This window comes from Zhengella mangrovi (genome assembly GCF_002727065.1).
Taxonomy (GTDB): domain Bacteria; phylum Pseudomonadota; class Alphaproteobacteria; order Rhizobiales; family Rhizobiaceae; genus Zhengella; species Zhengella mangrovi.
The window spans coordinates 439,992-466,377 of record NZ_PDVP01000003.1 but is presented as its reverse complement, the minus strand read 5'-3'; the positions used below and the strand labels follow the sequence as shown (position 1 = coordinate 466,377).

Annotated in this window: 21 protein-coding genes and 2 pseudogenes; 18 read left to right on the top strand and 5 right to left on the bottom strand. The window is 61.9% G+C overall.

All coding sequences use genetic code 11. The annotated features are described in order from the left end of the window. The first annotated feature begins 340 nt into the window (after positions 1–340). Positions 341–874: a GNAT family N-acetyltransferase gene (locus CSC94_RS08910; RefSeq protein WP_165784372.1), complete on the top strand. Its 534-nt coding sequence runs from the start codon at positions 341–343 to the stop codon at positions 872–874. Between the two features lie 110 nt (positions 875–984). Here CSC94_RS08910 and CSC94_RS08905 read toward each other — a convergent pair. After that, a pseudogene (locus CSC94_RS08905) lies at positions 985–1,925 on the bottom strand (IS630 family transposase). A 617-nt stretch (positions 1,926–2,542) separates the two neighbouring features. Here CSC94_RS08905 and CSC94_RS24190 point away from each other — a divergent pair. The 4 genes and pseudogenes from CSC94_RS24190 to CSC94_RS08900 all read left to right on the top strand — a co-directional run. After that, positions 2,543–3,082 (top strand): hypothetical protein, encoded by a 540-nt coding sequence (locus CSC94_RS24190; protein WP_133122854.1) that lies wholly within the window; start codon positions 2,543–2,545, stop codon positions 3,080–3,082. 356 nt (positions 3,083–3,438) lie between these two features. Beyond that, positions 3,439–3,774, top strand: coding sequence for a hypothetical protein (locus CSC94_RS24185; protein WP_133122853.1), 336 nt, complete (start codon positions 3,439–3,441; stop codon positions 3,772–3,774). Then, positions 3,771–4,187, top strand: coding sequence for a hypothetical protein (locus tag CSC94_RS24180; protein ID WP_133122852.1), 417 nt, complete (start codon positions 3,771–3,773; stop codon positions 4,185–4,187). The genes CSC94_RS24185 and CSC94_RS24180 overlap by 4 nt, the downstream gene beginning before the upstream one ends. Positions 4,188–4,591: 404 nt before the next feature. Continuing rightward, positions 4,592–5,938: pseudogene (locus CSC94_RS08900) on the top strand (IS3 family transposase); the annotation flags it as partial. A 619-nt stretch (positions 5,939–6,557) separates the two neighbouring features. Here the strand turns inward: CSC94_RS08900 and CSC94_RS08895 are convergent. Next, a complete protein-coding gene (locus tag CSC94_RS08895) occupies positions 6,558–7,394 on the bottom strand; it encodes an enoyl-CoA hydratase-related protein (protein WP_099305951.1) in 837 nt (278 codons plus the stop codon). Positions 7,395–7,580: 186 nt separating this feature from the next. Between CSC94_RS08895 and CSC94_RS08890 the strand changes: the two genes are divergently transcribed. The 6 genes from CSC94_RS08890 to CSC94_RS08865 all read left to right on the top strand — a co-directional run bounded on the left by CSC94_RS08890 (position 7,581) and on the right by CSC94_RS08865 (position 14,735). Beyond that, on the top strand, positions 7,581–8,360 hold the full coding sequence (locus CSC94_RS08890; RefSeq protein ID WP_165784371.1) for an enoyl-CoA hydratase/isomerase family protein: 780 nt from the start codon (positions 7,581–7,583) through the stop codon (positions 8,358–8,360). A 145-nt stretch (positions 8,361–8,505) separates the two neighbouring features. Further along, the gene (locus CSC94_RS08885; RefSeq protein WP_205853256.1) at positions 8,506–9,528 is read left to right on the top strand and encodes a phosphotransferase family protein; all 1,023 of its coding nucleotides are present in this window, start codon (positions 8,506–8,508) and stop codon (positions 9,526–9,528) included. A gap of 28 nt (positions 9,529–9,556) precedes the next feature. After that, the gene (locus tag CSC94_RS08880; protein ID WP_099305949.1) at positions 9,557–10,789 is read left to right on the top strand and encodes an acyl-CoA dehydrogenase family protein; all 1,233 of its coding nucleotides are present in this window, start codon (positions 9,557–9,559) and stop codon (positions 10,787–10,789) included. An 87-nt stretch (positions 10,790–10,876) separates the two neighbouring features. Then, positions 10,877–12,460 carry a class I adenylate-forming enzyme family protein gene (locus CSC94_RS08875; protein WP_099305948.1) on the top strand — a complete coding sequence of 528 codons (1,584 nt, stop codon included), beginning with the start codon at positions 10,877–10,879 and terminating at the stop codon, positions 12,458–12,460. A 232-nt stretch (positions 12,461–12,692) separates the two neighbouring features. After that, entirely contained in the window at positions 12,693–13,424 is a 732-nt protein-coding gene (locus tag CSC94_RS08870) for a FadR/GntR family transcriptional regulator (RefSeq protein WP_099305947.1), read from the top strand. Between the two features lie 291 nt (positions 13,425–13,715). Then, on the top strand, positions 13,716–14,735 hold the full coding sequence (locus tag CSC94_RS08865) for an NADPH:quinone oxidoreductase family protein (RefSeq protein WP_245408304.1): 1,020 nt from the start codon (positions 13,716–13,718) through the stop codon (positions 14,733–14,735). A 64-nt stretch (positions 14,736–14,799) separates the two neighbouring features. On the opposite strand, the gene CSC94_RS08860 is transcribed toward CSC94_RS08865, so the two are convergent. Then, positions 14,800–15,552 (bottom strand): FadR/GntR family transcriptional regulator, encoded by a 753-nt coding sequence (locus CSC94_RS08860; protein ID WP_205853255.1) that lies wholly within the window; start codon positions 15,550–15,552, stop codon positions 14,800–14,802. A 246-nt stretch (positions 15,553–15,798) separates the two neighbouring features. Here CSC94_RS08860 and CSC94_RS08855 point away from each other — a divergent pair, with 246 nt between their 5' ends. Both CSC94_RS08855 and CSC94_RS08850 read left to right on the top strand, forming a co-directional pair. After that, entirely contained in the window at positions 15,799–17,055 is a 1,257-nt protein-coding gene (locus CSC94_RS08855) for a CaiB/BaiF CoA transferase family protein (protein WP_165784370.1), read from the top strand. Next, positions 17,052–17,468 carry a PaaI family thioesterase gene (locus CSC94_RS08850; RefSeq protein ID WP_245408303.1) on the top strand — a complete coding sequence of 139 codons (417 nt, stop codon included), beginning with the start codon at positions 17,052–17,054 and terminating at the stop codon, positions 17,466–17,468. The genes CSC94_RS08855 and CSC94_RS08850 overlap by 4 nt, the downstream gene beginning before the upstream one ends. 114 nt (positions 17,469–17,582) lie before the next feature. Here CSC94_RS08850 and CSC94_RS08845 read toward each other — a convergent pair whose 3' ends face one another. Further along, a complete protein-coding gene (locus CSC94_RS08845; RefSeq protein ID WP_099305945.1) occupies positions 17,583–19,334 on the bottom strand; it encodes a hydantoinase B/oxoprolinase family protein in 1,752 nt (583 codons plus the stop codon). After that, positions 19,334–21,355 carry a hydantoinase/oxoprolinase family protein gene (locus tag CSC94_RS08840; protein WP_133122851.1) on the bottom strand — a complete coding sequence of 674 codons (2,022 nt, stop codon included), beginning with the start codon at positions 21,353–21,355 and terminating at the stop codon, positions 19,334–19,336. Before CSC94_RS08840 ends, CSC94_RS08845 begins: the two co-directional genes overlap by 1 nt. Before the next feature lie 259 nt (positions 21,356–21,614). Between CSC94_RS08840 and CSC94_RS08835 the strand changes: the two genes are divergently transcribed. Genes CSC94_RS08835 through CSC94_RS08815 form a run of 5 tightly spaced genes read left to right on the top strand, consistent with a single transcriptional unit; the run spans position 21,615 to position 26,359 of the window. Next, positions 21,615–22,832, top strand: coding sequence for an acyl-CoA dehydrogenase family protein (locus CSC94_RS08835; RefSeq protein ID WP_205853254.1), 1,218 nt, complete (start codon positions 21,615–21,617; stop codon positions 22,830–22,832). Positions 22,833–22,835: 3 nt separating this feature from the next. Next, positions 22,836–23,609 (top strand): enoyl-CoA hydratase/isomerase family protein, encoded by a 774-nt coding sequence (locus tag CSC94_RS08830; protein WP_099305943.1) that lies wholly within the window; start codon positions 22,836–22,838, stop codon positions 23,607–23,609. A gap of 1 nt (position 23,610) precedes the next feature. After that, a complete protein-coding gene (locus tag CSC94_RS08825; protein WP_099305942.1) occupies positions 23,611–24,810 on the top strand; it encodes a CaiB/BaiF CoA transferase family protein in 1,200 nt (399 codons plus the stop codon). After that, positions 24,810–25,934 carry a thiolase family protein gene (locus tag CSC94_RS08820; RefSeq protein ID WP_099305941.1) on the top strand — a complete coding sequence of 375 codons (1,125 nt, stop codon included), beginning with the start codon at positions 24,810–24,812 and terminating at the stop codon, positions 25,932–25,934. Before CSC94_RS08825 ends, CSC94_RS08820 begins: the two co-directional genes overlap by 1 nt. Beyond that, a complete protein-coding gene (locus CSC94_RS08815) occupies positions 25,931–26,359 on the top strand; it encodes a Zn-ribbon domain-containing OB-fold protein (RefSeq protein WP_099305940.1) in 429 nt (142 codons plus the stop codon). The genes CSC94_RS08820 and CSC94_RS08815 overlap by 4 nt, the downstream gene beginning before the upstream one ends. Positions 26,360–26,386: the final 27 nt, after the last annotated feature.

The following is a 26,386-nucleotide window of genomic DNA, read 5'->3' as shown; positions in this document are numbered from 1 at the left end:
ACTAAAATGACGCTTATACGTGAATTGGTCTTTTCGTTTCCTTTCATCGAATAGCGTCTATTTTGCCCCAACAAGCAACCTATGATTCCTTACCGTTGAAGCTATTCTGAATAGCTCATTCAGGTTCTGTTAAGCTTGTAGCGACCAAAAGAGCAAAAATGTCATTGCTTCACAAGAAGAATCTGCAAATTCACTTCGAATCGTAGCGAACTCAAGACTCAAATGACTTAAGCAGCAGACAAAATTGGCCGAAATTTTGGTCAGGAGTATGTTACGTGATTTACCTTGTGGCGACCTATTTATTTGGTGAAAAATGGATAACATTATACAGGAGAATTCAATGTTGCCTGAGCTGACTACCCAAAACCTAATTCTTCGCGAAGTTCAGCTCACCGATGCTGAACAATTGCAGAAAATACAGAATAGGCCGGAACAATGGGAGCGTCAGGCAGTCGAGCCAGAGGACTTCGCCGACAGTACCTTCCGGATACAGCAATATTTCAACCATCGAGGTGAAGGAGACCAGCTACGCCTTTTCGTATTCGTGGCAGAATTGAAGGCGACCCGCGACTTGGTTGGACATGGCAGTCTTTCTCGGAGTCATCCAGCCATAGCCAGCCTTGGTTTTGGTGTTGGCCGCGATCATGCCGGCAAAGGATATGCGACTGAGATCTCAGAAAGGCTTTTGCGTTTCGGTTTTGAGGAAATCGGACTTCACAGAGTTGAAGCAAATGTGGCGGTCGAGAACCCGGCCAGTAAGCGCGTGTTGACAAAAATTGGGATGAAGTATGAAGGTACGATCCGGGAGTCTATTTGGGCGCAAGGGCGCTGGTGGACTGAAGAGTTGTATTCGAAGCTGGCACATGATGATTGACCGAGACCCTCAGCAACCTCAGTGTGCGTGTCCGTCCGCTCGTTAAATCCAGATGCATCGCTTCACGCCGGAATTCCGGCGAGAATAGATGCAGCTAGATCGCATCCGGTTCATGTTGGATCATATCCGCAGGCTGCGAAGTAGTTTGCACATTCGGCTGGAGTGAAGAGGTCAATGATCTCGCCGACGGCTGTCCATAGTGCGTCGATTGTCCGTTCCGCTCTGGCCCTCAGAAGCGCCTAGATTTTTGAGAATGCGTTCTCGATCGGGTTGACGTCTGGAGAGTATGGCGGCAGGTAGCGCAGGGTTGCGCCGGTAGCCTCGATCGCCTCCCGTATACCGCTGGCCTTGTGGGCTGGCAGATTGTCCATATTCACCACATCTCCGGGTGATAGCGTCGGTGCCAGAATCTGCTCGACATATGCCAGGAATGCTACGCCGTTCATGGCGCAGTCAAGAACCATGGGCGCCGTCATGCCGGTCAGGCGCAAGGCGCCAGTGAATGTCGTTGTTTTCCAGTGACCATGAAGTATGCCAGCCCGACAGCGTTCGCCCTTCAGGGCGCGGCCGCGAATGCGCGCCATCTTCGTGTTGAGCCCAGTCTCATCAATGAAGACGAGCCTTTCCGGATCGAGATCAAGCTGGTCATCAAACCATTCCTGGCGCTGCTTCAGCAGGCCCGGACGCTCCTGCTCCAATGCATGTGCGGTCTTTTTTTGTATGTCCAGCCGCGCAAGCGCAGCTAGGCGCTGATCGCGGATCGTCCGATCTACACGTCGCGTGCTTCAGCAAGACGCACGACCATCTCGTCGAGCGTGATGTCCTTGCGGTTCTCGATCATGGCGTCGATGACGGCTTCGTGTGCATCGAGGCGCGAGGTGCGTCTTGCTGGTTTGCGCGGTTCCGTCTCGCCTTTTGCGGCGCGGTCGATCCAGCGAATCTCCATCGAAGCGGCGACGCCAAACCGGTCGGCACATCTACGGGCCGAAATCCCGCCCTTCGAGGCTTGAAGAACGCGTTCACGTAAATCGTGGCTCAATGCTCGGCCCATCCAAATCACCCTCCATGGTTGGAGGATTTGAATCAGAACCGCCAGATCATGTCACCCCGTCAGCGATTCAACCGAAGACGGACGTGCTCTAGCGTGACGAGGCCGATCATTCGAGGCCTGGCGAATGCCGATGATTGGCTAGATTCCATTTTCCGCGGCGGTTGAATCGAACCCCGACTGTCTTTCACAAGTAATTTCTCTTTGGTCGGGGACGGCTGCGTGCACTTGAGAAATATGCGACTATAGTAAGGCGCGATATGATCTTCAGTTCTTGACTTATCTTACATTTGCGACAAGAATTCCTGTATTGTCGGATGGCCGGGACGGACAGCTCATCTTTAAATTTTGTTGCTGGGGAGGGGGCTGTGCCTTGGAAGCATCGACTCTATCCAGCGGCGGGAACTTGCCGTGCTGCGTTCGCCGATTGGGTGGCGGACGGACCACAGACCCTGCGGAATGCACCGGGATTTCGTTTGCTGGCGGCGGGGATGGCATTCCTGTTCTTGCTCAATCCGGCTTAGGCCATCCATGATCAGTCCGCCATCCAGTTTGCCTTGAGGAACAACCCGGCAGCGGAACTATACGCAGAACGATCACGTCATATGGGACCGGAAGACATGACAAATGACGCAACCCGCGGGCGATTTGCTGCCGACGACACCGGTTCGCAGTCAGGCCTTTCAACGTCCCGTTCGGTGCATGTCAACGGGGTCGCGATCGATCCGCAGCTGGTTGCATTATACCGGATTGCACCCGCCCGTTACTGGTACGACCCGATGTCAGGGTTTTGGGGCTTCGAGGGGAAGCACCTGTCAGGGCAAATCGCACCGGGCCTGTTGTTGGGCGGACCGCTACAACCCGACGCGTCCAACGGAATCTCCGGTGTCTTCGTCAACGGCAGGGAACTCACAGATACGGAAGTCACCTACCTTGCTCTCCGCTTCGGGTATGTCGTTCCTGGGCGTTACTGGCTGAATGCTGCCTTGATTGGCGGAATTGAAGGTGGGCCGCCAAGCTTTTCTCTGGCAGTGCAACCGGGGGTGGCACCCGGCGGACAGCCTGGCCACAATGTTCGCGGCGTGTTTGGTGATCTGATCAGCGACGGGAATTGCTCATTCGTCATGTTGCCGGATGGTTCCAACGCCGGCGGCTGTTGATACGGCCCTGCCGGACGGATCTAATTTCTCGCCGCCAAAAGTCGTTTGCGTTCCTGGATCGAGGTCGGACGTCTTAGACGACCTCACTGCCCGTGCCATGATGCCGCTTGTTGCGGGAGCTTTGGTTCGCAAGTTTGAATTGGAGGTTTTGGGTTTCGTGTTCGTTCCTTCGTCAATGATAAGAACCGAGCACTCCTTAGATCACAACCTCAATTCTGTGCCATAGGCGCTGACGGTGGACACCAGTAATCTTCCACTCTAACCTTCTACTAATACGAATTGCAGGGTGCGCATCGGATACAGATCATAGTCGGTTGGGTTGGGAATGTAGTTCCGTAGCAAATGGAGAAGTCAAAATGACCTACATCAAGAAAACAGGAATTGGAATTGCAATTGTTGCCATGGGCATGACTGGATTTTCTGCGACTCCTTCCTTTGCCACCCACAAGGATTTTTGCATCCACCACAAACACGCTGGCACCGGCCGTGCTCCGACCAAGAGTGGGGCAGGCATAGCCGCACGGGCCAAATGGCGGGCCGTTGTGCTTGCGCACGGTCATCCTGCCAAGATGCTCTGGTCGCAGTCCAAGGAGCGCAGCAAATCTTGCTCACGCAAATGGTACGGCTGGAAATGCAAAGTGCGCGCGCGCCCATGCGATCCGCACAGCACAATCAAGGGGAAAGGGTCATGACCAGATCTGATTTTCTCCGGGCCAGCGCTGGATTCGCCCTTGCTGGTCTGTTTTCAGTGCTGCTTGTTTCTGCCGCCGGTGCTGTTCCTGTCCGGTCCGATGGGGGCGGCAAGTGCGATTCTACCGGCACCGAACGCCGGACAGGCAAGGATCAGGACGGCAATAAATTGGATTGCAAATGGGATACCTGTACCTATACAAAATGTTCCACCGATCAGAACCAGATTTCGCAATGCGTCAAGAAGACGGAGTACTCAAATCCGCGAGACTGCAAATCGGTTTCAGGCAAGGTGCTGAACAAGGACAGGTTTCAGACGGAGGCGCCTCAGTCTCATGCTCCCAAGGTCAAAAGTCCGAAGCAGAGGCTAAGACCGCGTCCGCGCCGCTTAAACAATGGTCAGGTGTTCAACTGACTACCTTACATTCGGTTGCTGCCTGAACGGGCGGCTTTCGGATCGTGCATCCAGGTCATACTCATCATGGAGCCGTCCATGATGTCAGATGCGCAATCATAAGTGTGGGTTCTGTGGAATTTGGATGTGATTGTGGTCGGCCTCCGCTTTGCGTTTTCAGGATTTCTCAAAAATAACTATTTGATAGATCCTTGTTGCCGACCACAATTACTGTTGCGCCAACCCGCCTAACTGCTCTGATCCCTGAAAACTGGACCGTTTTGAGCTGGAACTTTCCTGTAGTGACGCTCCCGGCCGTGATCCGATCCCTGACGGCATTGTCCGGGTTCAGCGCCAATGAGACAATTTCGGCTTAACGCATAGAGGAGAATTTCTGGCTCATCGTAGCCCTTGGAGGAGCGAAGATGAGACGGAAATCTTGGACACAGAAGGAGCCGGCGGAAAAGGTCATCAAGGACATCCGCCGTGCAACCCGCAAACAGTATTCGGCGGAGGAGAAGATCCGCATCGTACTGGAAGGCCTGCGTGGTGATGAGAGCATTGCCGCGCTGTGCCGGCGTGAAGGCATTGCCGAGAGCCTCTATTACAATTGGTCGAAGGAGTTCCTCGAAGCCGGCAAGAAGCGGCTGGCCGGAGACACCGCGCGTGCAGCCACCGGCGACGAGGTCAAGCATCTGCGCCGCGAGGCCCGCAATCTGAAAGAGGTCGTAGCCGAACAGGCGCTGGAATTGCGATTGCTCAATAAAGCATGATCGCGGATGGGGGCGACGACGAATGAGATACCCCGCCTCCGAAAAGCTGGAGATCATCCGGCTCGTTGAGCAGTCGCATCTGCCGGCCTGGCGCACGCTGGACAAGTTCGGCATTCCCCGCTCGACCTTCAATCGCTGGTATGACCGCTTTCTCACCGGCGGCGTCGATGCGCTGGAAGACCGCAAGCCTCAGCCCGGGCGGGTCTGGAACCGCATTCCCGACGACATCCGAGAAAATATCATCGACCTTGCGCTTGATGAGCCGGAGCTGTCACCGCGCGAACTGGCGGTGACGTTCACCGACACGCGAGGCTACTTCGTCTCGGAATCCTCGGTCTGCCGCCTGCTGAAGGCGCAGGACCTGATCACAAGTCCAGCCTTCATCGTCACCAAGGCTGCCGATGAGTTCCATGACAAGACGATGGCACCGAACCAGCTGTGGCAGACCGACTTCACCTATCTGAAGGTCATCGGCTGGGGCTGGTTCTATCTCTCGACCATCCTCGATGATTACTCGCGCTACATCATCGCCTGGAAGCTGTGCACCACGATGAAGGCCGGAGACGTCACCGACACGCTGGAACTGGCGCTGCAGGCATCAGGTTACGATAACGCCAGGGTCATGCAGCGTCCGCGGCTCCGGTCAGACAATGGCCCATGCTATGTCGCCGGCGAACTGGCAGCATGGCTCACCAGCAGGGGGATGGAGCACACCCGTGGTTCGCCTTGCCATCCGCAGACCCAGGGAAAGATCGAGCGATGGCACCAGACGCCGAAGAACCGCATCCTGCTGGAGAACCACTTCCTTCCGGCTGCTCTCGAAGCGCAAATCGGCGCCTTCGTCGATCACTACAATCACCGGCGCTACCATGAGAGCCTCGGCAATCTCACACCGGCCGACGTCTACTTCGACGCAGCCAGACCATCCTGCAGACAAGAGAAAGGATCAAACACTACACCATCAACCAACGGCGCTTGCTGCATCGCAAGGCAGCCGCCTGGAATGAAAAACCTGATAGGCCAGAGCCTCCACTAGATCAGGCCGCCGAACTGCTCAAAACCTCTGACAACGGACAGTGTATAGATTGATAAAATTATGCGATTCCGCAGTGTAAATTCTTATTCAGCAATTCATATTTAGATAATTTATGATTATAATTTTCATAATACTAATTCGAAAATGTTATTCAAATAAAAATATATCTATAATAATAAAAGCTTTCAAAGTTAGGAATTTATATGGTCGGCGACTCCGAGCGCCTTTGCGGCCCTACTTCAACCCACCCGAAAGGTTGCATGACGCCCGGACCAGAAACAGGGTTAGGTCCCAGATGTCCGGGAGGATTTTCCCTTTTTGCCGCAGGGTCCATCTCCGGAGGGGGCAAAAGCAACATCCCATGGGTCTCACGGAAAGATCCATCCCCGGTGGGGCGGCCGAGACTGATCGTTGGTCAATATCAAGCCTGCCAATCTCGAACGGAATGGCCACCGGCCGATGGACTGTTCGCGCTCGCCGCTCAACCCGTTTCTTCCCTGTGAAGGCGAGATCAGGTGGGCGGATCGTGCCAATGGTTCCCAGCGGCCTCCACCACGACACATGGCGTGTCACGTCAATCGACTACGTCCACCAGCGGTCCATGAAGCCTGCGTCGCGAACCGTGCCGGAAAACCGCGGCGCGCGTCTTTCCTTGAAGCTCAGCACCCCCTCGGCGGCATCCGGTCCCGCGACGGTCGCGGCCACGGCACGGCTTTCCAGTTCATGCGCCACGCGCGGATGATCTGCGCCCATCATGCGCAGGAGCATTTGCCGGTTGATGGCGACCGAGGCCGGGGCGCAATTCTCGGCGATATCCCGTGCCATCGCCCGGGCCCGTGGCATGAGGGCCTCGGCGGGCAGGCATTCATGGGCCAGTCCGCGCTGCAGCGCTTCCGTCGCCGGGAAAGTCCGTCCCGTCAGCATCCAGTCCATGGCCGTCTGCAGGCCGACCAGGCGCGGCAGGAACCAGCTCGAACAGGATTCCACGCAAATGCCGCGCCGGGCGAACGGAAAGGCGAACTTGGCATTCTCGGAAACAAGCCGGATATCCATGGCGAGGGTGACGGTTGCGCCGAACCCCGCCGCGGCGCCGTTGATGGCCCCGATCACCGGCTTTCGCATGTCGAACATGCGGAGCACGCTGGTGCCGCCGACATCCTCGGGGATGCCTTCACCGGTTTCCGGATTGCCGCCCACGGGCAGCTGGAAGCCCGATGAAATATCCGTGCCGGCGCAGAAGGCCCGGCCTTCCCCGGTCACGATGACGCATCGGACCTCGTCGTCCCCGTCGGCGGCATCAAGGGCGGCGATGAATTCATCATTCGTCTGCACGCGGGCCGCGTTCATGACCTCCGGCCTGTTGAACGTGATCGTCGCGATCCCGTCGGCCTTCGTATACCTGATGTCGGTGAAATCCATCGGTTTCCCGTCTCCTCCCGGTGCTTGTGTTCCGTCGCCTTATTGTCCGACAATCGGATTGACAGATTTATAATACGGACCCTAGAGTGTGTCCATGGCGCGCGGCCAGCGCACGACCGGCGGACGCGTGCCGGGATGCCCCAGTCGGACCGGAGCGCCAGGTTCACGAAAAGGGCAGGCATCATCATGACAGGACCCATCGATCTGGCAATTGCTGACGGCGTTGCGCACCTGCGCTTCGATTGTCCCGACCGGCTGAATGTTCTCGACATCGAGATGGCGGAGGCGTTTCTTGCCGCGACCAGAACTCTTCTCGCGAACCCGTCAGTCCGCGTGCTGCTGCTGTCCGGCGCCGGGCGCAGCCTGATGGCCGGGGGCGATGTCCGCGGCTTTCATGGCGAAGCGGACAAGCCGGCCTTCATCCAGGCGACCATCGATCCGCTGCACAGCGCGCTGAAAGCGCTGGCAGCCTCCGATATCATCACGATCGTGGCTGCTCATGGCCGCGTGGCCGGTGCCGGCGTATCCCTGGTTTCTGGCGCCGACCTGTCGATTTGCGCAGCTGATGCAAGTTTCACCCTTGCCTACTGCCGGATCGCGGGTGTTCCCGACTGCGGCGGGAGTTGGGCGCTTCCACGTGCCATCGGGCTCAAGCAGGCACTCGCAATGGCCTTGCTCAACGAGCCGCTGGGCGCTGACGATGCCTTGCGGATGGGCCTCGTCAACAAGGTCGTTCCTCCGGACGAGCTGGACGGGGAAGCCAGGACAATGGCCAGCCGGATCGCGGCCGGTTCGCGGCAATCGCAAGGGCGCACAAAGAAGCTGATGCGCAATGCCTTCGAGACACCCCTCGACCAACAACTGGATGCGGAAAAGGCCGCATTCATGGAATGCGCCGCGCATCCCGATTTCGCCGAAGGCGTCAGTGCCTTCCTCGAGCGCAGGACCCCGGTCTTCGAAACGTAAGCGGCGCCAGCGGGCGCGCATGAGTGCACGCGCCCGACACAGAGGCGGGCCAACGACCGCGTGCTTCATGCAAGTCAGCGCTTGACAACCGGCGTCTCCATCATGAAATGTTGGTTTGTCCGACAATGCGACAAATGAGATGACCATGGACACCGCCCGGACCGACATAGACAGGCAGGCCTTGCTGGACCACCTGGCCCATGCCGTCGAAGGAATGGGCGACGACCTGGAATTGCGACGCATCGCAGGCGGACAGTCCAATCCGACGTATTTCCTCGACAGCGGGTCGCGAAGTCTGGTGTTGCGCAAGCGGCCGGGAGGCGACCTGCTGCCTTCGGCGCACATGGTCGACCGGGAGTTCCGGGTTCAGTCGGCTCTCAGGAATACCGACGTATCCGTGCCGTCCATGGTCCATTTCTGCGACGATCCGGCGGTCATCGGGACCCAGTTCTACGTGATGGAACGGGTCGAGGGGCGCGTGCTGCACGACAACTGCCTGCCGGGCATCGCGAAGCCGGAACGGCGCGCCTATTTCAGGGCGCTCGCGGGTATGCTCGCCAGGATCCACAAGGTGGATCCGGATGCCGTAGGGCTTTCGGATTTCGGCAAGGCGGGCGGGTTCGCTGCACGCCAGATCGCCCGCTGGACACGCCAGTGGGAGTTGTCGCGAACGTCCGCCAATGCCGATATCGAAGCGCTGGTCCGCTGGTTGCCGCGCAATCTGCCGGAGGCGGATCGCACAACGCTTGTGCATGGCGATTTCCGCCTCGGGAATGTCATGTTCCATCCCACCGAACCACGCATCGTCGCCGTCCTGGACTGGGAGCTTTCGACGCTGGGTCATCCGCTCGTCGATCTCGCCCACACATGCATCTACACGTGGTTCATGAGCCGCGCGGAGTATGGTCGTGGCCTTCTTGACGTGGACCTGGAAGCCGAAGCCCTGCCGGACATGGACGAATTCACGAGCCTGTATTTCGGTGCGGCCGGGGGAGATGGCAGGCTGACTCGCTTCTACCTGGCGCTGGCGCTGTTCCGCAACGCGATCATCTTCGAGGGGATCGCGAGCCGGGCCCGCCAGGGCAATGCAGTGTCCACGGATGCCGCCGAGGTCGGCCGGCTTGCACCTGTGCTGGCCGCCCGCGGCGCGGCATTGATCAACGAATAGATCGAGGACGATACGGAAGGACGCCACGATGGACTTTGGTTACACCCCCCGCATGAAAGACCTGCAGGCAAAGGTCCGGGCCTTCATGGACGACCATGTCTGGCCGGCCGACGCGGAGTATCAACGCATCGTTGCCACGCATGCCTACCCGGAGAACCTGATCGACGGCCTGAAAAAGAAGGCGAAAGCGGCCGGTCTCTGGAACCTTTTCCTGCCGGGGCTGAAACCCGACGAGCCGGGAACGGCGCTGAGCAACATGGAATACGCGCCGCTCGCCGAGATCATCGGCCGCCTGCCATGGGCGTCGGAAGTCTTCAACTGCAACGCGCCCGATACGGGCAACATGGAAATCCTGCACCTTTTCGCCACGCCGGAGCAGCGCGAACGCTGGCTGATGCCACTGCTTGAAGGGACGATACGCTCCGGCGTGTCGATCACGGAACCGGACGTCGCTTCGGCGGATCCGACGAACCTGGAAACCCGGATCGAGCGCGATGGCGATCACTATGTGATCAACGGGCGGAAGTGGTTCACCACGGGCGCAGCGCATCCCAAGTTCGCGTTCACCCTGGTGATGGGCGTTTCCAACGCGGCGCCGGATGCGCCGCGCCATGCGCGCCACAGCTTCGTGATCGTTCCTGTCGGAACCCCCGGCTTCCGCGTTGTGCGTGATGTGCCGATCATGCATCACCATGCGCCCGAGGGTCATTGCGAGGTCGAGTTCAAGGATGTCCGGGTGCCGGTGAGCAACCTCCTGGGCGAGGAGGGGGCCGGCTTCGCCATTGCGCAGGCGCGCCTTGGACCCGGCCGGATTCATCATTGCATGCGCACCATCGGACAGTGCGAACTGGCGCTCGAACTGATGTGCGAACGTGCGCTCACCCGGCGGACCTTCGGCAAGGACCTGGCCGAATACGCCAACATCGGCGACTGGATCGCCGAGTCGCGAATCGAGATCGACCAGGCGCGCCTGCTGAACCTTTATACAAGCTGGCTTATGGATACGCAGGGCAACAAGGCCGCCCACGTACTCGTTTCGGAGATCAAGGTGGCTGCCGCGCGCCTGCAGACGCGGGTTCTCGACCGGGCTATCCAGGTCTACGGTGCCTGCGGCCTCACGCCGGACACGCCGCTCTCGTTCCTGTGGACATGGGGGCGGGCGTTGCGGTTCATCGACGGGCCGGACGAAGTGCATCTGCGTGGCATCGCCCGCAACGAATTGAAGCGGGCGCGGGGCCGTCTCGACTGCGTTGCGGGGTGACCGTGCCGCTGCCAGCCGTCGGCGCGCGATGACAGGGCGCCGGCCTCGCGGTTGACCAGGTTGCTGCTCACAGGGAGGAGCGCAGGGATGAGTTGGGACAGAAGCCTGTTTCCGGCGATGCGCGCGGAAGCTCACTACGGCACCCGTGTCATCGATTGCTTCACGGACCGGCCGGACAATCTCTACCGGCTGCTCGCGGACTCGCTTGAACGGCATCCGGAGGTGGAAGCGATCGTCGATGGCGACCGCCGCCTGACATGGCGCGAGCTGTCCGCGGATGTCGAAGCCGCGGCGAGGGCGCTTTCGGCCAGGGGCATCGCGAGAGGCGACCGCGTCACCATGGTGATGGGGAACAGCGCCGACTTCGTCATCGCCCTGTTCGCTCTCTTCCGCCTCGGCGCTGTCGCCGTTCCTGTCTCGATCCGGTCCAGCCGGCCGGAAGTGGCTTATGCGATCGCCAATTGCACGGCGCGGCTGCTGCTCCACGATGCCGCGCTCGCCGCACTCGTGCCGGACGGAGACGACCGCCAGGGGTGTGCGTCCGTCGCGTTCGATGCGCTGTCGGGCGACGGCGCCCTGCCGGTTCCCGACGACCTGCCGGGGGAGGACGAGGTCGCCCTCGTCCTGCACACCTCCGGCACCACGGGCAAGCCAAAGGGGGCGATGCTGACCCACCTCGCGCTGGTCCATGCGGCGATGTACTACGAAGCGGCCATGCGGCTGACACCCGCCGACCGGGTGGTCGCCTGTGTGCCCCTGAACCACGTCACGGGCATTGCTGCACTGATTTGCGCGCCCATGCGCGCCGGTGCCACGCTGATCATCATGAATGGCTTCAAGGCGAGCGCCTTCCTCGATCTTGCCGAGGCCGAGCGCATGACCTACACGCTGATGGTCCCAGCGATGTACAACCTGTGCCTCCTGCAACCGGACTTTGGCCAAAGGAACCTGAAAGCCTGGCGCCTGGCCGCCTATGGCGGGGCTCCGATGCCGGAACCGACAATCCGCCGCCTGGCCGCAACGGTGCCGGGTCTGGGTTTCGCCAATTGCTATGGCTCCACGGAAAGCATCGTCGCCCAGCTGATCACGCCGCCCGAATACGCCTATGAAAAGCGGGAGTATGTCGGCTGCCCGCTGCCGGGAACCCGGGCGCTCATCATGGATGATAACGGTGTCGAGGTGCCGGCGGGCACGGAAGGCGAGATCTGGCTCAAGGGGCCGAATGTGGTCCGGGGCTACTGGAACAATCCCGAAGCCACAGAAAAGGCGTTCGTCGGCGGTTTCTGGCGGTCCGGCGACATCGGCCGTGCTGATGAAGACGGTTTCATCCGCGTTCTGGACCGTGCCAAGGACATGATCAATCGCGGCGGACACAAGATCTACTCGGCTGAACTTGAAAACGTCCTCACCGACCACCCGGCCGTGATCGAGGCCGCCGCCCTTGCCAAGCCCTGCCCGGTGCTGGGGGAACGTGTCCATGCCACCGTCGTGGTTCGGGAAGAGGTCGGCGCCGCCGAACTGCAAGCCTGGTGCCGGGACCGGCTGTCCGACTACAAGGTCCCGGAAACACTCGATGTTTCTACCGAGCCGCTTCCCCGCAACCCGAACGGCAAGGTGGACAAGAAAGCCCTGCGCGAGCCGCTGATGAAACGCTGGGAAGCGGAGCGATGAGGTGCCCGTCATCGGGCCTGGCGGCCGCGAACTCAGGCCGTTTCAGCGACGCTTTCCGCGGTTCCCCGTTCGCCTGGTTGGCAGGCGGTGTTCCGTCGCCTGCCGTCCGGGCGAACGCAGGCGGCCGGGTTGCTGTCATCCGTTGAGAGCCTCAGGGGTGTCTCCAAGCTGCCTTTCAACCTTCCATCAGTTCGGTTAAGACCGAATCCGAGGCGAGGGGTTCTGATTCAAGATGGTCGAGATTGCCAAACTCAAGATTGCGCCGGCGTACCAGGTCGTTTCCGAGGAGTTGCAGAAGCTCATCGTCGGCGGACAACTCAAGCCCGGCGAGCAATTGCCGAGCGAAACAGAACTGGCGACACAGTTCGGCGTGAACCGGTCCACGGTGCGCGAAGGCATCAGGCAGCTCGAATCCGAAGGGCTGCTCCGCCGTGAAGGCCGCAAGCGGCTGCTGATCACGGTTCCCACCGGCCAGGACATTTCCCCGCGGCTGGAACGGGCTCTGCTTCTCAACGATGTCCGCTTCAGTGATCTTTGGGAGGTGGCGAGGGTCCTCGAACCGCTCAGCGTTTCACTGCTGGCCGGGAAGATCACCGGCGAGCAGCTCGATGCGCTCGACGCGAACATCGAGGCCATGGCCAAGGCGGTCGCGGCGAAGAAGCCGGCCGACAAGCTGGACACCGAATTCCACACGATGCTGGCCAGCTTCACCGGAAACCGGGCCCTCGTGCTGGCGCGGGAGCCGATCGGGCAATTGCTGTTCCGGCCCTATGTCGAGATCGGCCGGCAGTTGAAGCAGGCGCCGCTGCGCAACCTCGAAGCCCATCGGGCGATTGTCAAAGCCCTTCGGGGCGGTGATGGCGACGAAGCGGTTGCATGGATGGAGCGCCATCTCGAAGACCTGCACCGCGGATGGCTCATGGCCGGGCGCGCCTTCGAGGATTCCATCGGCCAGCACCAGTAGTCGCGGTCGGACCCCACCCCCTCTTTCGCGTCTTTCCCGCCTTGGCCGGCGATGTCTTTCGCGACCGTGGCGCAACGCTGTCGCGACGGTAATGGCCCGCAGGTTCCTGTACGGTCATTTCCTTTTATTTGTCCGACAATCGGATTGACAGATCGATCTTTCGATGGAGAATGACTGCTGGGGAACGGGCCTTCGCGGCCCGTCCCGGCAGGACAGGAAGCGCGCCGGTATTCGCGTGCCCTGACACCGGTCGGGTAGCGTTTCACTCTGTGCGTTCGACAGGAGAAAGACATGTCCGGCATGATGAAAGCGGTCCAGAGCGTGGTGCCGGGTGGCACGGAGCTTCTGGAATTGCGAGAGGTACCGGTTCCCGAACCGAAGGCCGGGGAGGTCCGGATCCGCGTCTGTGCCGTCGGTGTCAACTATCCGGATGTCCTGATCATTTCGGACCGGTACCAGTTCAAGCCCGACCGGCCGTTTTCACCAGGAGCAGAGATTGCCGGGTTGGTGGATGCCACGGGTCCCGGGGTGACGGCACTTGAACGGGGAGCGCGGATCATGGCCATGACCGGATGGGGCGGAATGGCCGAATACGTGATCGTGCCGGCAGGCAAGTGTTTTCCAATTCCCGATGCCATGCCAATGGACGAGGCGGCCGCCTTCCTGATGGTCTACGGCACGTCGTGGCATGCGCTGCGCGACCGCGCGGAACTGGTCGCTGGCGAGAGGCTGCTCGTGCTGGGTGCCGGCGGCGGCGTCGGACTGGCCGCGGTGGAACTCGGCAAGGCTCTCGGCGCCACGGTCGTGGCAGCCGCATCGTCGCAGGACAAGCTCGAACCCGCACTGGAAAAGGGGGCCGACACCGGCATCGTCTATCCCGGCGGCCCTCTCGACAGGGAAGCGCAACGCGTTTTCACAGCGCAGATCCGGGCGTCTTTCGATGGCGCCGGGCCGGATGTCATCTACGATCCCGTTGGCGGGACCTATGCCGAGCCGGCGCTGCGCAGCATCATACGCGGCGGGCGCTATCTTGTGGTCGGCTTCCCCGCCGGGATCCCGGCAGTCCCGTTCAACCTGCCACTCCTGAAGGAATGCGACATCCGCGGCGTGTTCTGGGGGTCCCATATCGAGAACGAGCCCGTGGCCCACGCGCGGGCCGTTTCGGAACTGCTGGACCTGTACGGGCAGGGCCGGATCCGGCCTCGGATCCATGGCCGCTACCCGCTCGAGGCAGCGCCGGAGGCCATTGACCAGCTGTCGACACGGTCGGTTTCAGGCAAGGTGGTTGTAACCATCGCCGGTTCCCCTTGAGGGCAGAGGGATGAGCCAGGCAAACGTGACTACTTCCGGCAGGATCGGGTGGCGGACAGGATTCCTAGTGACCGGTCCCGATCTTGCTGACGACCTTGGCGTAGGCGCCGACATGGGCAGCCATGCGGCGGCTCGCCAGTTCCGGATCCCTGGCGGCGATGGCCTTGATGATCGCTGTATGAGCCCGCTTGGCTTCCTGCCGGGCCTTGTCCGTGGTCACCTGCTGATAGCCATCGGTGTCCAGAATGGGCTGCGAGATGGCCTCCATCAGTGCCGTGAGGATCTCGTTGCCGCTCGCCCGGGCGACCGCGAGGTGCCACTCGAGATTGAGCCGCTTGTAGGTGGCGATGTTGTCAGTCGTCGCCACGAACTCGTCGTTGATGCGGCGGATTTCCTCGAGTTCTTCTTCGGTATGGTTTTCCGCCGCCTTGGCCGCCAGGAACGGCTCGATGGCGATGCGGCAATCGAGCAGGGAATTGAGCTGGATCGCGTTGCTCATGACGAAGAGTTGCATGGACCGCGCGATGGACTCGCGGCCGGGAAGCTGGACGACGGAGCCTCCGGCGCGGCCGGGCTTGGTGATGATCAGGCCTTCGACTTCCAGAACGCGCAAGGCATCGCGGACAGACGAGCGGCTCAGGCCCGAACTCTTGACCAGTTCACGCTCCGGCGGCAGGGATTCACCCGGCTCGATTTCGCCCGACAGGATGATCTGCCGCAGGCGGTCGGCGAGAATGTCAGAAGCTTTTGGCACAGAGATGGGAGCGATCTGGCCGTTTTCCCTGTCGCCGATGCCGAGTTTCCTGTTTGCGGTCACACGAGCCTCCTTGCCGTGATTTCACGCCGATGTTCGCCGGCCGGAATGCCTTGCCGTTCAGCGGCCCGATCACCGCGCAGCCTGCTTTCTACGGGCCGGTCGGCACGCCGGATGGCTTGACTGGCGGAATCGTGCCAATGTCGATTGAATATAATATTATAAGACCAAACTTCCATGTAAAGTACGATCGGGAGGGTCAGAGAGAAAATGTCGTCCAATCAACCATTTCGGCAATCTCCCCTGTATATGGCAAGACCGCCGGAAGCGCCATTAGCCCTTCAGGGGGTACGTGTCGTCGATTTCACGCGCTATCTTGCCGGTCCCGCATCGACCCAGGTGCTGGCCGATCTCGGCGCCGAGGTCATCAAGATCGAGGCCGTCGGAACCGGCGACGAAACGCGTAGCTACCAGCCGCCGGACGTCGATGGCGAAAGCCCCTACTTCATCGGCCTCAATCGAGGAAAGAAAAGCATCTGCCTCAACCTGGCTTCGGAAGGCGGAACTGCCATCGTGAACGACCTGGTCCGCCGGGCAGATATCGTCGTGGAGAATTTCGCGCCCGGTGTCATGTCCCGGCTGGGCATCGACTACGGCGCGCTGAAACAGATCAACCCGCGCCTCATCTATTGCGCGATCACTGCGTATGGTTCGGGCAACAGCCATTCCGACCAGCCCGGATTCGATTCCGTGTTCCAGGCCGAAAGCGGATTTGCGTCGTTGACGGGCGACCCTGACCGGCTGCCGATGCGAACCGGAAGCCCGGTCATCGATATCGGGGCCGCGATGAACGGGACCATGGCCGTGCTTGCGGCTCTTTTTGCGCGCGAGCGAACAGGCGCCGGCCAGTATGTCGAGGTTTCTATGTTCGATACGGCATTGAACATGCTGGCCTATTTTCCGATGAACTACCTGGCGGGCGGACGTGATCCGGTGCGCCAGGGCAATACTGCGCCGGTCGCCACGCCGATCGGCATGTTCGAAACGGCCGATGGCGGACCGATCTATGTCAGTTGCGGTTCGCAGAAATCCTGGGAGGCGCTTGCGACCCACGTGCTCGACCGGCCGGACCTGTTGCAAGACCCTCACTACGCCACCAATCGCGACCGAAATGCCAATCGCGACAGGCTTTTCGGTGTCATGACCGGGATTTTCCTTGGCAGACCGCGGGACCACTGGATCGAAAAGGCGCGGGCAGGGCGCGTTCCGGTTGGCGCCGTTCGCACGATCGGCGAAGCATTGCGTTCGCCGCTTGCCGTCGAAACGAACGTCGTGACCCGTGTTGTGCGTGCCGACGGAGGCGAGGTACCGAACATCGCCTCTCCCCTGCGATTGTCGGCAACGCCGGTCGCGGACCCCGTGGCCGCACCGCGCCTCGATGCCGACAGGGATCACATCCTGCGGGACCTGCTCGGCTACGACGCGGCGAGAATCTCGGAAGCGCGGGACCAGGGCGCCTTTTCGCAGCGGACATCGACAAAGCGCCAGAATGGAGGACAGAAATGATGCAAAACCCGCCGGATCACGAGGGAAGGCACCAGATTGCCGAAGAACAACCGCCCTATGGGCGTCTTCTCGGCATCAGGATCGTTTCCGCCGACCCTGACCGGGTGGAGGCCGAACTGACGGTGGCCCCGGAACTGGGCAACCGCAACGGTGTCATGCACGGCGGTGCGATCATCGGCTTTGCCGACAACATGGGTGGAACCGCCACCTTCATCAATCTTGCCGAAGGCAAGTCGACCACCACGATCGAAAGCAAGACCAACTTCTTTCGTGCGATCGAGGTCGGGAGCACGATCAAGGCCGTCTGCGAACCCTTGCACAAGGGCCGCAAGACCATGGTCTGGCAAACCCGGATCCTGCGCGAGGACGGAAAACTGGCCGCCATCGTGACGCAAACGCAGATGATCCTGTAAGCATGGCTCCCCGCCCGCGTAAGCGGTGACGCTCCTGACCGCGCTGGCGGACCGGAGCGTCTCGCGGCCGGGGGCTCCCGCCCCGTCCAGGGGAGGATTCTGTTTCAGCGCCGGTCAGGCCACCTTGCCGCGCCGACGCTCCTCGCTCGCCGCGATGTCAACGATCAGCCGCTCCGCGCCATTCGGTGATGTTTCACTACGGACCACGGCGCGGTACACCTCTTCGGCCGTCTGCCGCGAGATATAGCCCAGGTCCAGGTCTTCCTGGACCAGGTCCAGGGTGCGGTCGAGGGGATTCCCAAATCCCCCCCCGCCAGGCGATGCCGCGAACAGCCAGTCGCCCGGCCTGAGTTTCTGCTTCTCGGCCTTGGATCGCATGGGAGGCCGCATGTCCTTGCCGTCGATGCCGAAGCGCACGATGCTCGGGGCAGCCGGTTCGCCGCCGGCAATCCCGAAGGGCAGGTGGTCCTGGCGGTCGCCGAGAACCGAAACGACGAATTCCGACATCGCGCGGAACTTGTACTGTGTGCCGCAGCCGCCCCGGAACTTGCCGGCGCCACCGGAATCGGGCCGCAATGCATATTCATCGAATTGCAGCGGGTAGCGATGCTCGGATGCCTCGATGGACATGAAGTTGGCCATGGAGACCGGCGGCGTTCCGTTGACGAGGCCATCGCCATGCGAATGCCCGCCATAGCCACCGGGGTAGGGGAAGACAGCGACGAAGTAGTTTCCGGTATCGGGATGTCTGCCACCGGCCGTCACGACTCCGACCGTGCCGAAGGCCGGCGCCGGCGTCCGCTCCGGGATGGCCTGCGCCAACGCGCCGAGAACGACGTCGAATACCCGGCCGATCGGTTCCAGATAGCCGCTCACTGGAGACGGATAGGCCGCCGATACGACGGAGCCTTCGCGAATGTCGAAACTGGTGGGGCGGAATGCGCCGCCGTTGACGGGCACTTCCGAGAAGATGTGCTTCAAGGCGATGAAACAGGTCGACTGGGTGGTGGAGCGCGCCAGGTTCAGGGGGCCGCGAGCGGCGGGATCGGATTGCGAGAAATCGAAATGCAGCGAGCTGCCCTTGACGGTGAGGGACAGCGCGATGCGGATCGGCTCGTCTACGATGCCGTCGTTGTCCATGAAGTCTTCGTGGAAATAGGTCCCATCCGGGATTTCCTCGATATAGGACCGCATCTGCTGTTCGGACCGGTCGTTCATCTCGGTGATGCACGCCGCGAGCGTTTCGCTTCCGTATCTCTCCACGAGGGCATCCAGTCCGCGGCGGCCGACGTGGAAGACGTTGGCCATGGCGAACATGTCGCCCTCAATCTCGGTTGGAAGCCGGACATTGCCGGTGAACATAGATACCAGTGCGCGGTTCAGCGTCCCGCTTTCGTAGAGCTTGACCGGCGGAATGACGAGACCCTCGGTATGGATGTCCTGCGCCGATGGTGCCCACCCCCCCGGAACGCTGCCTCCGATGTCCATCCAGTGGCCTGTGCTGGCCAGGAGGGCAAAGAGCTTGCCGTCGACGAAATGCGGTGCCACCAGCACCACGTCCTGGAGGTGGGTGCCGCTGCGGTAGGGATCGTTCATGATCCAGACGTCGCCAGGCTGGAAGCCGCCCTCCGTCGCGACATGCCCGATCAGGTTCTGCACCGTGAACTGCATGTTGGCGAGGAAGACCGGCAGTCCGAAGCGCCCCTGGGCAACCGTCTCGCCGGTGTCGGGGAGGAAGATGCCGTGGGCACAGTCGTTTGTTTCGGAAATGATCGGCGAGATCGCCGCATGGATGAGATGCAGGTCCATCTCGTCGGCGATCTGTTCGAGTGCGCCACGGACGACGGCAAGAGTGACGGGATCCATCAGGCGACCTCCACCAGGATGTTTTCAAATGCGTCGATGCGGCCGGTCATGCCCGGTTCGATGATGATCGTGGTATCGGACTGCTCGACGATGCAGGGGCCTTCGATGACGGCGCCGGGCCGAAGTGTCTGGCGCTGGTAGACCGGCGTGTCCCACCACCGGGAGAAGTGCACCGGACGGCGGGCCGCTGGCTCTGGTGCCGGGAGGGGGGCAGGGGGCTCGCTCTGGCGCTTCTCATGCTCCCGCTGGCCTTCGACAACTGTCCGGAGGCTGACGATGGTGGTCGCGATGTCGCCCAGCGTGTTGCCGTATTCCGTGCGATAGGCTTCCGCGAAGGCATCGTTGATCCGTGCCGTGTCCCAGCCCTCCTCGACCGGGACGCGAAGCGTATGGATTTGTCCCGAATAGGCCATCTCGGCGAAGTGGCGGACGAGGACCGACTTTACAGTGACGCCGCTCGTTTCGAGTTTAGCGCGGCCCTCGGCTTCCTGTTCGCGCATCGCGGCGTCAAGTTCGCCGGGCTCGAGGCTCGAGGTTGCCCGGGCGAGCGTCCGAGACACGTCGTAGCGTACGTCGGCGACAACGCACCCCATTGCACAGAGCACTCCGGGCGCAGGCGGTACGATCATGGTCTTGATGCCGACTTCGCGAATGATGGCGGCGCCGTGAAGCGGACCGGCCCCGCCGAAGATGACGAGGGCGAAATCGCGTGGATCGTATCCGCGTTCGATCGACAGCAGGCGCGTCCGCCCGGCCATGTTCTGATTGACGATGGCCAGAATGGCCTCGGCGGTCTCCTCGACCCCGAGGCCGATCTGTTCGCCGAGCCTGCCGATGGCGGCCCTCGCGCCTTCGACATCGAGACGGGTCAGGTTGGTGAGGCCGATCGGATCGTCGGCGTTGATCCGGGACAGGACGACGTTGGCATCTGTCACGGTCGGCTCGGTACCGCCGTGGCCGAAACAGACCGGGCCCGGACGCGCGCGGGCACTGCGGGGGCCAACCTTGAGGATGCCGGCCCTGTCGACATAGGCAATCGAGCCGCCGCCCGCACCGATCGTGTGAACGTTGATCATCGACACGCGCAAGGGCAGCCGGAAATCGAGATTGGTCTTCGGCGCGATTTCCGGTTCCCCGTCGATCACCACGGCGACATCGTAGCTCGTGCCTCCCATGTCGCCCGTGATCACCCGGTCGAACCCGGCTTCCGATGCGATCCGCGCAGCCGCCGTGACGCCTGCGGCAGGCCCGGAACGCACGATATGGGCGGCGTGGTGGCCGAGCTGGGACGCCGGCACCAGGCCGCCATTGGACTGCATGACGAGGGTCTGGCGCCGGAAGCCCCACTCGCCCAGCCGTTCCAGCAGCTTGCGCGAATAGTTCTTGATCAGCGGCTGGAGGAAGGCCTGGATCGCGGCCGTGCTGGTCCGTTCGAACTCATAATATTCACGGTTGATCTCTGCCGAGGTGACGATCTCCCAGTCGGGGTTGATCCCGGCGAGGATTGAAGCCACTTCCGCCTCGTGGGCCGGATTCACATAGGAATGGAGAAACGAGACAACGATGGCCTCGACATTTTCCCCTTTCAGGCGCTGGCCGAGTTCCTCGACGGCACGGCTGTCGACCGGGCGGATCACGTCGCCCCGGAAGTCCATGCGCTCGTCCAGTTCGAAGCGCAGGTTGCGCGGGATCAGCGGGTTCTGCTTGCCGGTCAGACCATAGAAATCCGGCCGGTCCCGGCGCCCGAGTTCCAGTACGTCGCGAAAACCGGCCGTGGTCACCAGGGCGCACCTGGCGCCGACGCGCTCGATCAGCGCGTTCGTGGCGATTGTCGTGCCGTGCAGGATCAGGGACAGGTCGTCACAGGGTATATCGGCGGTCTTCAAGGCATCGAGCAGGCCGATGGATGGGTCATGGGGCGTCGAAGGCACCTTGCATATGCGGTCGGCGTGGATGCCGTCGCGCGAATAGAACAGGTCGGTGAAGGTTCCTCCGACATCGATCCCGACAACGTCTGACACGGCCACTTCCTCCTTTGGAAAAACCAGCGGCCAGCTGGTTTGCCTGAATTTGACCAGCCTGACTGCCGGCCTCGATGGCCGCGCGGTTGGGCGTCATGGGCCGAACCATAATCGCGATGCGTGAAGAGGTCAATTATTTTGGTCCGATAATTTAATATACGTTTGGTCTGATAATATCTTGACACTCGGATGTCGATCAGCAAGTCTGTTGGACAAGTGGACCGTCGCACCCAATGCGGCGGCAAGCAAGGACGAGGTCATGATGGATCGGAGGATGGAGGCTATGGGGGCCGGAAGTCTGGGTGCCTGGGAAATGCCCGAGGAACTCGAAATGCTGCGCAGCACGGCGCGGCGTTTCATGAAGGAGCGGGTCATCCCTGAGGAGGACCGGGTCGAGCACGATGCCTACACCCTGCCGGAGCCCGTTCTCAGGAAGTTGCAGAAGGAAGCGCGCGATCTCGGTCTCTGGTATGTCCAGACGCCAGCCGAGCATGGCGGCGCCGGTCTGAACCTGCTGGCCCAGTGCGTGATCGCCGAGGAGGCCGCGCAATGCCGGATGGGCGCCTACATTCCCGCCTGCGGCGCCTTCGGCTTCGATCCCCCCAACATCATCTACAAGGGCACGCCCGAACAGATCTCGAAATACGCCGACCCGGTCGTCGCGAATGGCGACAAGACCTTCGTTGCCATCTCCGAGCCGTCCGGCGGTTCCGATCCGGCCAGGGCCATCCAGACACGCGCGGTCCGTGACGGCGATCACTACGTCCTCAACGGGACCAAGGTGTGGATTTCCGGTGCCAGCCAGGCGAACTGGGGGGTCGTGTTTGCCAGGACCGGCTCGGAAAAGCAGCGCGGCAACATTTCCGCGTTCATCGTCGAGAAGGATTCGCCTGGCCTGACCCTGACGCGCATACCCGTCATCCGGTCCTATTCGCCGTATGAACTTTCCTTCGAGAATGTCCGGGTTCCGGTCGAAAACAGGATCGGCGAAGAGGGGCAGGGTTTCCAACTGGCCGAAACCTGGCTTGTCCATGGCCGCGTTCCCTATGCCGCAGCAACCCTCGGGATCGCTGATGCTGCACTGCGCCTTGCCATCGACTGGGCAAGGGAACGACACACCTTCAAGACTCCGCTGGCCGACAAGCAGGCCATCCAGTGGATGATCGCGGATTCGGAAATCGAACTGCGTGCCGCGAAGCTGCTCGTCTACCAGGCGGCCTGGCGCGCAGATCTCGGCTACGACATCAAGATCGATGCGTCGGCCTGCAAGGTCTACGCCACGGAAACGGCCGGGCGTATCGTCGACCGCTGCATGCAGATCTTCGGTGGCCTGGGTGTCGCCTGCGAGATGCCGCTGGAGCGCTGGTACCGGGAAATGCGGATCAAGCGGATCGGCGAAGGGCCGTCGGAGGTCCATCGCATGGTCGTGGCGCGCGACCTCCTGAGCGGCAATGCGAAACGCTCGGCGGGAGCGTGAGCGATGTCCATCGACTTCGAGCTCAATGACGGAATTGCGCTGATCACGATCAACCGTCCCGAGCGGCTGAACGCGATGGATGACGAGCACTACAAGGGCCTGTCACAGGCCTGGCAGCGCGTGCGCGACGATAGCGAGATCCGGGTCGCGATCGTCACCGGCGCCGGCGAGAAGTCCTTCTCGACGGGTGCCGACATCAAGAGCTTCGTGGCCGCTCCGCCGGGCCTGGAGGAAATGTGGCTGACGCAGAAGGACCAATTGCTCAACAGGGGGCTGGAAGTCTGGAAACCGGTGATCGCGGCCGTCAACGGCTATTGCGTCGGCGGCGGGATGACCCTCCTGCTTGGCACCGACATCCGCATCGCGGCACCGCATGCGACATTCTCGCTTGCCGAGGTGAAGCGCGGGGTCATTGCGGGCAATGGCGGGACGCAGCGCGTGCTGTCGCAACTGCCCTATGCCATCGGCATGGAAATGGTGCTGACAGGCAGTTCCATGGATGCCGACACAGCAGCGCGCTGGGGCCTGATCAACCGCGTGGTGCCGGCTGACCGCCTGATCGACGAGGCCATGGCGGTGGCGCGCAGGATTGCTGCCAATGCGCCGCTGGCGACCCAGGCCGCGAAGGAATTGGCGGTGAGGGCGCGCGACATGCCGCTGGCGACGGGATTGCGCTTCGAACAGGTGGTCAATCGCCTGCTGATGTTCTCCGAGGATGCCGCCGAGGGCCCGAAGGCCTTCGCCGAAAAGCGTCAGCCGCAGTTCAGGGGCCGATGACATGAGCCAATCGAACCTGCCCATGAATGGCGTCACGGTCATCGACTTCGGCCAGATCTACAACGGACCCTACGCGACGTTCCTGATGGCCATGGCCGGCGCGCGGGTGATCAAGATCGAGCCGAAGGGCGGCGAGAACATGCGCCGGCGGGGTGCCGTCGGTGGCGCCATGGTGCCGTTCGCCATGCTCAATTCGAACAAGGAATTCGTCACGCTGAACCTGAAGAGCGAGGCGGGTCGCGGGCTTGCGGAAACGATGATCAAGCGCGCCGACGTGGTGCTTGAAAATTTCGCGCCGGGCGTGATGGACCGGCTGGGACTGGGCCCCGACCGTCTCCTGAGACTCAATCCGCGCCTGATCTATGCAGCCGGCTCCGGTTTCGGCTGGTCCGGTCCGTACCGCGACTACCCGGCGATGGACCTCACGGTCCAGGCCATGTCGGGGATCATGTCGATCACGGGCTATCCCGACCGCCCGCCCGTCAAGGCCGGGCCCGCCGTGGCCGATTTCTTCGGCGGCGTGCACCTCTACGGCGCGGTCGCCACGGCGCTCTTCGACCGTGAGCGGACCGGCAAGGGGCGCTTTGTCGAGGTTTCCATGTTCGATTCGGTCTATGCCTCGCTGTCCTCGGCCCTTGGCCTCTATTTTGGCAGCGGCGGCGCAGCAACGCAGCGGACCGGCAATCGCCACAGCGGCATGGCCGAGGCGCCCTACAATGTCTACCGGGCGGCTGACGGCTACCTGGCCCTGATCTGCGTAAGCGAAACCCACTGGAAATCGCTGCTCAAGGCGATGGAGCGGGAGGACCTTGACGACGATCCGCGCCTTGGCAGCCTGAAGGCCCGCGTGGATAACATCGAATTCGTCGACGAGACGATCGGCGCCTGGACTCAGCAGTTCACCCGCGCCGAGCTCGATGAACGGCTGAAGCGGTTCCGGGTGCCCTGTGCGCAGGTTCGCGATCTCGGTGAAGTGGTTCACGACCCGCACCTGCATGCGCGCGGCATGCTGCGCGAGGTCGACCATCCTGCGCTGGGGGAGCTCGTCTTGCCTGCCAGCCCGATGCGATACGACGGACAGGCGATCGATACGCTCCACCCGAGCAAGGACCTCGGAGCCGACAACCGGACGGTCTACGGCGACTGGCTGGGCCTGGGACCGGAAGAACTCGCCGACCTCGAGAAGAAGGGGGCGATCTGATGGGTGCGAAGGCTGTCATTGCAGGCATCGGACAGACCGCGTTCGGCAAGTTGCCCGGCCGCTCCACCATCTCGCTGAACATGGAGGCGTGCCGGAAGGCGGTCGCCGACGCCGGGATCGAGAAGGATGTCATCGACGGGCTGCTGGTCAAGGTTCCCACGTCCCGCGTGGAAATGATGTACGGCCAGACGCTGGCCGAGGCGATGGGACTCGAGCCGCGGTTCGGTGGCGTTTTCGACCAGGGGGGCGCCTCGAACATCTCGATGATCGCCATCGCCGCCATGGCCATCGAGGCCGGGCAGTGCGAGGTGGTCCTCGTGACGCTCGCCGACAACCCGAAGACCGGGACCCGCCAGGCCTACGAGAAACCCTGGGGCGATGCCGCCGACTTCGGCTGGTCGAGTGTCGTGGCAGGCTATGCGATGATCGCGCAGCGCTATTTCCACGAGTTCGCCGGCGCCGAAGACCTGTTTCGCGAGATCGCGATCGCGTGCCGCACCCACGGTGCCGCCAATCCGAATGCACAGCTTCGCATGCCGCTGGATGCGGGAACCTATGCCAACGCGCCCTGGGTGGTCGAACCGCTTCGCCGCGACGATTGCTGCCTGATCTCCGACGGTGCCGCGGCCGTGGTGGTGATGTCGGAACGGAAAGCCCGCGAACTGGGTGTCGAGGCCCCCGTGCCGGTGCTGGGTTTCGGGCAGGGCAACAGCTCTTCCGATGTCACGCTGAGGTCCGACCTCACGCAAACGCGGGCCGATGTCTCCGCTCAGACGGCGTTCCGCATGGCCGGGCTTGGGCCGGGCGACATGGATTGTGCGCAGATCTACGACTGTTTCACCGTGACCGTCGCGATGACGCTGGAATCCTATGGCTTCGGCAGCCGCGAAGCTCTCACGGACCTGGCCCGAAACGGCGGCTTCCGCAACGATGGCGCCTTGCCGCTCAACACGTCCGGAGGGCTGTTGTCCGAAACCGGCATGCCTGGCCTGCAACTCGTTCTCGAAGGCGTGCGCCAGATGCGCGGACAATCGACCAGCCAGGTCAAGGATGCCGCCAGGTGCATCGTCAGCAACCAGGGAGGGATCATGCATACGCACTCGACGCTGATCCTGGGGCAATGAGCCAGGCCGGCGCCGCAGCGCCGGGCGAAACGCCCCAGGAAACATACCGCCAGGCGCTTGACGCCCACCGGCTGACTTTCCAGCACTGCCGCCATTGCGGCAACAACTGGCTGCCGGCCCGTGCGGAATGCCCCCGTTGCTGGTCGGACGACTTCGACTGGCATGCAGCATCGGGGAACGCGACGGTTCACAGCTGGGTGGTGTTCCACGTGGCCTTCGATCCGCGATACCGCGATCGGGTGCCGTACAACGTGGCGCTGGTGGATCTCGACGAGGGGCCGCGGCTGATCACCAACATTATCGACATGCCTGACGATACGGATGTCATCGGCAGACGCGTTGCGCTGGTCTTCGAGGAGGACATGGACCGGCAACTGCCAAGGTTTCGACTGACCGGTGACGCGACCGGCAGCGGGAAATCGTAGCACCTGCCCCAAGCGGGCTTACAAAGG